The organism is Arcicella sp. LKC2W, from assembly GCF_034931005.1.
GTDB lineage: Bacteria > Bacteroidota > Bacteroidia > Cytophagales > Spirosomataceae > Arcicella.
The window spans coordinates 239557-246426 of record NZ_JAYGIN010000015.1; the positions used below are offsets into that span (position 1 = coordinate 239557).

A 6870-nucleotide genomic window follows, 5' to 3' on the forward strand; every position below is an offset into this window, starting at 1 on the left:
AACAGAGCATTCTTGCTCACGAAATACAAAAATTAGCATATTTCACAATGGAAAAAATTAAAGTTGCAAACCCTGTCGTTGAACTTGATGGCGACGAAATGACTCGTATTATCTGGAAATTTATCAAGGATAAATTAATTACTCCTTACTTAGACGTAGATATTAAATACTACGACTTAGGAATGGAATACCGTGATGAAACCAACGACCAAGTTACTGTTGATGCAGCAGAAGCTATCAAAAAGTATGGTGTAGGTATCAAATGTGCTACCATCACTCCTGATGAAGCTCGTGTGAAAGAATTCAATTTGAAACAAATGTGGAAATCTCCAAACGGAACAATCCGTAACATCTTAGATGGTACAGTTTTCCGTGAGCCAATCGTTTGTACAAACGTTCCAAGATTAGTACCAAACTGGACTGCACCAATCATGATTGGTCGTCACGCTTTTGGAGACCAATATAGAGCAACTGATTTCTTAACAAAAGGAAAAGGTAAATTAACCGTTACTTTCACGCCAGAAGACGGTTCTGAAGTTCAAACTTTTGAAGTATTCAACTTCAAAAACGACGGTGTAGCTTTAACAATGTATAACACTGACGAGTCTATCCGTGGTTTTGCACACTCATGTTTCAACATGGCATTGAGCAAAGGATGGCCTTTATATTTATCTACGAAAAACACCATCTTGAAAAAATACGATGGTCGTTTCAAAGATATTTTTGAAGAAATCTACCAAGCAGATTACAAAGCACAATTTGAGGCAGCGGGTATTGTTTACGAACACCGTTTGATTGATGACATGGTTGCTTCTGCTTTGAAATGGAATGGTAACTTTGTTTGGGCTTGTAAAAACTATGACGGAGACGTTCAGTCAGATACAGTTGCTCAAGGTTTCGGTTCATTAGGTTTGATGACTTCAGTATTGATTACACCAGACGGAAAAGTAATGGAAGCTGAAGCTGCTCACGGAACGGTAACACGTCACTACCGTGACCACCAAGCTGGAAAACCAACTTCAACTAATCCAATCGCTTCTATCTTCGCATGGACTCGTGGTTTAGAATTCCGTGGTAAATTAGACGGAAACGAAGCTCTAATTAACTTCTGCCAAACTTTAGAAAAAGTTTGTGTTGCTACGGTAGAGTCTGGAAAAATGACAAAAGATTTAGCTGTTTGTATTCACGGAAATAAAGTGAGTCATGGCGAACACTATCTATATACAGAAGAATTCTTGGCAGCAATTGACGAGAATTTACAAGTAGCATTAGCGTAATTCATTTAGTGAATGAGTGATTTGTGATTGAGTGAATTACTCCACGATATTTAGTGAATGAGTGATTTGTGATTGAATGAATTGCTTCGCAATGTAAAACAAAACCCCACGAGATTTTAATATCTTGTGGGGTTTTGTTTTAATAATGTATCAATTAAAAATATCATTCACCTTAATTTCAAAATCTGGTAAAACTGGACTGGCGGAACAAATATCATCATCATAGCAAATCTGAGCTTGTTTTAGAGATGTGTAAACTTGAACTGTTTTATTATCTGGATAAATTAACCACAAAACTTTTACGCCTGCTTTAAAATACTCAACCGTTTTCTCCTCTACTTTATTTGCCTTATCATTTCCAGAAATCACCTCAATTACAAACTCTGGAATTTCGTCTTCACCTTGTTTTGTTAATGCTATCTGCTCTTTTGAAAGAAAAGCGATATCTGGTCTTCTCATCTGAATACCAGTAAGTTGAACATCATACTCAGAGATAAATGTACCTAATTTCCATAATCCCTTTTCAATAAATAATTGATTAAGTGCTTCGTAGATAAAGACTTGTGTTTTGTTCATGCCGATAAATTTGATTATTTCCCCATCGTTCCATTCATACTTAAAACCATCTTCTGGTTCCCAAGCCATGAACTCCTCTAAGGTTCTGGGTAGAGCTAATATGTCTTTTGTTGCTACCATTGGTTTATTATTTTTTATTCAAAAATAGAGAAATATCCGTAAAAATCAAGGTTTCTATTCAAAATCTTAGAGCATTATTCAAACAAAGCCTGCTTATCTTTGTTTAGATTTTATTAAGCATTATCATAAAAAATACATGAAAGTAATAGTAATCGGCTCGGGTTTTTCGGGATTGGCAGCAGCTACAAGTTTGGCAGATAAAGGACATGAAGTTATCATTTTAGAAAAAAATAGCGTTGCGGGTGGTCGTGCAAGAGTTTTTCATGAGCAAGGATTTACTTTCGATATGGGTCCAAGTTGGTATTGGATGCCAGATGTGTTTGATAATTATTTCGAAACTTTTGGTAAAAAGACTTCCGATTATTACAATTTAGTTCGCCTCGACCCTTCATATTCGGTTATTTTAGAAGGAAATGAAACTATCAATTTACCTGCGGGAGTAGAGAAATTAGGCGATTTATTCGAGAGTATGGAAGCAGGAAGCAAAGTTAAATTCCAAGAATTTATGCGTCAGGCAGCGTATAAATACGACGTTGGCATCAATAATTTTGTTTGGAAACCTTCACGCAGTATTACCGAATTTTTGAGTGTAAAATTATTGTACGACGTAACTCGATTAGACGTATTCCAATCTTTTTCTTCGCACATTCGGAAGTTTTTTACGGATGAAAAAATCCTAAAAATCATGGAGTTTCCTATTTTATTTTTGGGAGCTACACCCGAAAATACACCCGCCATGTACAGCTTGATGAATTACGCCGAGATGGAAATGGGAACGTGGTACCCAATGGGCGGAATGCACGAAATTGTGAAAGGAATGGTGTCTTTGGCAGAAGAAAAAGGCGTAAAAATATTATTGAACAAAAACGTCCAGAAAATTGAAGTTCAAGGTGATAAAGCCAATAAAGTTATTACCGAAGACGGAGAATTTACGGCTGATGTAGTTGTGGCAAGTGCTGATTATCATCACGTAGAAGATAAATTGTTAGAAGATAAATACAGAAATTACGACGAAAAATATTGGGATAAACGAGTAATGGCTCCGTCGTCCTTGTTGTTTTATTTGGGCGTAAACAAACGAATTGCAAAATTAAAACATCATAATTTATTCTTTGATGAAGATTTCAAAGTTCACGCTCATGAAATTTATACCGAGCCAAAATGGCCTTCAAAACCACTTTTTTACGCTTCAGCTCCATCAAAAACAGATGATAGTATTGCCCCAGAAGGCTGTGAGAACTTGTTTCTACTAATTCCAGTAGCACCCAATTTGGAAGATACTGACGAAATTCGAGAGAAATACTATCACATCATTATGGAACGTTTGGAAAAATATTGTGGCGAAAATGTCAGAGATTCTGTAATTTACAAAAGAAGCTACGCTCACCATGATTTTAAGAGCGATTATAACGCCTTCAAAGGAAACGCTTATGGATTAGCCAATACTTTGATGCAAACGGCACTTTTGAAGCCAACCTTAAAAAGTAAAAAAGTAAAAAATTTATATTATACAGGTCAATTGACCGTTCCAGGGCCAGGCGTTCCACCGTCCTTGATTTCGGGGCTTTTGGTAGCAGGGGAAGTTGAAAAAGAGAATAGAGGATAGATTACAGAGAATAGATTTATGACTCATTCCTTTCGTTTAAAGTCTAAAATCTATGCTCTGACCTTTGTTATCCAAAATCTATACTCTGACCTCTATTATCTAATATCTAAAAATGGATTTATATACCAAAACAACGCTTGAATGTAGCAAGCTCATCACGGAGCATTACAGCACGTCTTTTACCTTAGGTATCAAGACTTTAGACAAGGAATTTCACTTGCCTATCTATGCTATTTATGGTTTTGTACGCTACGCAGACGAGATTGTGGATACATTTCATGGTTTTGATAAAAAAGCGTTATTAGCCCGCTTCAAAGCGGATACTTATACGGCAATTGAAGAGGGTGTTAGTTTAAATCCTGTTTTGCATTCTTTTCAGTTGATTGTCAATAAATATAAAATCGACCATGAATTAATTGAGGCTTTTTTGCACTCGATGGAAATGGACTTGTACTTCGCCGACTACAATCAAGATGGTTACGAAGAATACATTTACGGTTCAGCAGAAGTAGTTGGCTTGATGTGTCTGCGAGTTTTTTGTGAAGGAAATTCGGAACAATATGACACTTTAAAAGCTGATGCCAAACGTTTAGGCTCAGCTTTTCAGAAAGTAAATTTCTTGCGAGATATTAAATCTGATTTTCAAGAAAGAGGACGTACCTATTTCCCCGATGTAGATTTTCAGAATTTTACCTTAGCCGATAAAAAAGCCATTGAAGATGATATTCAAGCGGATTTTGATGCGGCACTTCGTGGTATTTTAGCCTTACCTAAGGGAGCAAAAGGAGGCGTTTATTTAGCTTATAAATATTATTTGAGACTATTCGATAAAATCAAAAACTGTCCTGCTTCCAAAATTCAAAACGAAAGAATTAGAGTTCCAGATATTCAAAAAATGGCTTTGTTGGCGAGTACGTATGTGAAGTTGAGGTTGAATGTTTTGTAGATAAAGTTACTAAGAAGCCATTTAGAATAGTTTTATGAAGAACTTAAGGTTATAAAGAGATACACAAAATTGTACATAAGTTTGTCTAATAATGTTTATTCCAAACCCTTTGATTGGGGAACTTCCCGAAAGTTTTAGAACTTTCGGGAAGTTGAAATACATTATCTAAGCAATCATCTCAAACCCACAATAAGGCACTAAAACCTTCGGAATTTTAATCCCTTCAGCCGTTTGGTTATTCTCCAAAATGGTAGCTAAAATACGTGGCAAAGCCAATGCAGAACCGTTTAGCGTATGTAATAATTGAGATTTTCCTTCAGTTTTCATTCTCAATTTTAAACGATTTGCTTGATAAGTCTCAAAGTTTGAAACTGAACTTACTTCCAACCAACGCCCTTGTGCCGCTGAATAAGTTTCCATGTCATACGTGAGAGCAGACGTAAAGCTCATATCACCACCGCACAAACGCAACACACGGTAAGGCAATTCTAATTTCTGCAAAATACTCTGCACGTGCAAAGACATTTCTTCCAAAGCCGCATAAGAATTTTCTGGTTTTTCAATGCGGACAATCTCGATTTTATCAAACTGATGCAAACGGTTTAAGCCACGCACGTGAGCCCCCCAAGAACCCGCTTCTCTTCTGAAACAAGGCGTATAACCCGCATTTTTAATGGGTAATTCGCTTTCTTGCAAAATTACATCACGGTACATATTGGTAATTGGTACTTCGGCAGTTGGAATCAAGAATAAATCGTCTTCAGTAGCGTGGTACATTTGACCGTCTTTATCGGGTAATTGTCCCGTGCCAAAACCAGATTCTTTATTAATCAAAATTGGAGGTTGCACTTCTACATAACCTGCATTAATAGCTTCATCCAAGAAGAAATTTATCAAAGCACGTTGTATTCTTGCTCCTTTTCCTTTGTAAACAGGAAACCCTGCCCCCGTGATTTTATTCCCTAATTCAAAGTCAATAATATCGTACTTCTTAATCAAATCCCAGTGCGGAACTGCTCCTTCTGGAAGCGTTGGAATAGCACCATTTTCCAAAACAACTTCATTTTCTTCGGGTGTTTTTCCTGCGGGAACGCTTGAATGTGGAAGATTTGGCAAAGTCACCAATACTTCATAAAGTTCTGACTCTAAACCTTTTAACACATCTTCTAATTCTTTAGAGCGAGCCTTCAAAGTACCCGTTTCAGCTTTTGCGGCTTCGGCTTCTTCTTTTTTACCTGCCTTCATCAAACCACCAATTTCTTTAGCAAGAGCATTTGATTTGGCAAGTGTATTGTCTAATTCAACCTGAGTTTCACGACGTTTTTCGTCTAAACCTAAAATTTGCTCAACGGCTTCTTCTCCACCTTTGAAATATTTTCTATTCAAGCCTTCAATCGTTGCGGCTTTGTTTTCTTTTATTTGTTGTATTTGTAACATGGTTATAACTTGTAATTTTTATAATCTCCAGCCTAAAGGCAAGACTTAATGATAATTTTAGGGTAAAGTAAATCACTCAAAATAATACCCTTATTCTTTTAATTCAGAAGGTAAATCAGCGATTGGAAACCCATATTTTTCTATAAACTCATCACATTCAATCTGAAAAGATTTCTTTTTATGATGTTCTTCTTGATTTTTGATATAATTACGAACACTATCTACTTGGGATTCACTCACTGATACTGCAAAATATTCTTCTGCCCAAGTTAATTTTTCGGGGACTAATTCAACTTTGTTTGCCCAAAATGAAGACTCACCTTTAATGAGTTGCATAACATTGGCAATATTTTGGGTTGGTCCCAACGAAATCAAACAATGAATATGGTCTTCAACACCATTAATAAAATCTACATAAATTCCTTTTTCACGAGCATTCTGTAAAATGTGTTGAAAGAGAATTGGACGAATAGACTTTTTAAGAAATGGCTCACGTTTTTTCGTTGCCCAAACAACATGAAGATATATTTTCACAAAACTCATTATCGTTTAATTTAGTAGATATTGTCTATTTTCATTCTTTTCCCCAGCCTAAAGGCTGGAGTTAGTAATATTTTTTGGCTAAAGCCTGTGTTCTCAATGACTTTATCAAAAAAATGCAGATTATTCAAGTATTTGTAAGCAACGGCTTTAGCCAAAACCTATGATTCTTTTCCCCAGCCTAAAGGCTGGAGTTAGTAATACTTGTTAGCTAAAGCCTGTGTTCTCAATGACTTTATCAAAAAAAGGCAGATTATTCAAGTATTTGTAAGCAACGGCTTTAGCCAAAACCTATGATTCTTTTCCCCAGCCTAAAGGCTGGAGTTAGTAATACTTGTTAGCTAAAGCCTGTGTTCTCAATGACTTTA

6 protein-coding genes are annotated in these 6870 nt (G+C 36.2%); 3 read left to right on the forward strand and 3 right to left on the reverse strand.

Annotation, left to right across the window (positions count from 1 at the left end):
- Positions 1–47 precede the first annotated feature (47 nt).
- Positions 48–1277, forward strand: coding sequence for an isocitrate dehydrogenase (NADP(+)) (locus VB796_RS14025; RefSeq protein WP_323347188.1), 1230 nt, complete (start codon positions 48–50; stop codon positions 1275–1277).
- A gap of 150 nt (positions 1278–1427) precedes the next feature.
- On the opposite strand, the gene VB796_RS14030 is transcribed toward VB796_RS14025, so the two are convergent.
- Complete coding sequence (locus tag VB796_RS14030) at positions 1428–1973, reverse strand: Uma2 family endonuclease (RefSeq protein ID WP_323347189.1); 546 nt, start codon at positions 1971–1973, stop codon at positions 1428–1430.
- A gap of 136 nt (positions 1974–2109) precedes the next feature.
- Here VB796_RS14030 and VB796_RS14035 point away from each other — a divergent pair, with 136 nt between their 5' ends.
- Together VB796_RS14035 and VB796_RS14040 are read left to right on the forward strand one after the other, a co-directional pair.
- Positions 2110–3579, forward strand: coding sequence for a phytoene desaturase family protein (locus VB796_RS14035; RefSeq protein ID WP_323347190.1), 1470 nt, complete (start codon positions 2110–2112; stop codon positions 3577–3579).
- A 112-nt stretch (positions 3580–3691) separates the two neighbouring features.
- On the forward strand, positions 3692–4525 hold the full coding sequence (locus tag VB796_RS14040) for a phytoene/squalene synthase family protein (RefSeq protein ID WP_323347191.1): 834 nt from the start codon (positions 3692–3694) through the stop codon (positions 4523–4525).
- A 165-nt stretch (positions 4526–4690) separates the two neighbouring features.
- On the opposite strand, the gene serS is transcribed toward VB796_RS14040, so the two are convergent.
- Both serS and tnpA read right to left on the reverse strand, forming a co-directional pair.
- Positions 4691–5962, reverse strand: coding sequence for a serine--tRNA ligase (serS, locus tag VB796_RS14045; protein WP_323347192.1), 1272 nt, complete (start codon positions 5960–5962; stop codon positions 4691–4693).
- A gap of 90 nt (positions 5963–6052) precedes the next feature.
- Complete coding sequence (gene tnpA / locus VB796_RS14050) at positions 6053–6505, reverse strand: IS200/IS605 family transposase (protein WP_323347193.1); 453 nt, start codon at positions 6503–6505, stop codon at positions 6053–6055.
- Positions 6506–6870: the final 365 nt, after the last annotated feature.

Coding starts and splice junctions, on each gene's coding strand:
- VB796_RS14030 (WP_323347189.1), bottom strand. CDS start 1,973: ATGGTAGCAACAAAAGACATATTAGCTCTACCCAGAACCTTAGAGGAG.
- VB796_RS14040 (WP_323347191.1), top strand. CDS start 3,692: ATGGATTTATATACCAAAACAACGCTTGAATGTAGCAAGCTCATCACG.
- VB796_RS14035 (WP_323347190.1), top strand. CDS start 2,110: ATGAAAGTAATAGTAATCGGCTCGGGTTTTTCGGGATTGGCAGCAGCT.
- VB796_RS14025 (WP_323347188.1), top strand. CDS start 48: ATGGAAAAAATTAAAGTTGCAAACCCTGTCGTTGAACTTGATGGCGAC.
- tnpA (WP_323347193.1), bottom strand. CDS start 6,505: ATGAGTTTTGTGAAAATATATCTTCATGTTGTTTGGGCAACGAAAAAA.
- serS (WP_323347192.1), bottom strand. CDS start 5,962: ATGTTACAAATACAACAAATAAAAGAAAACAAAGCCGCAACGATTGAA.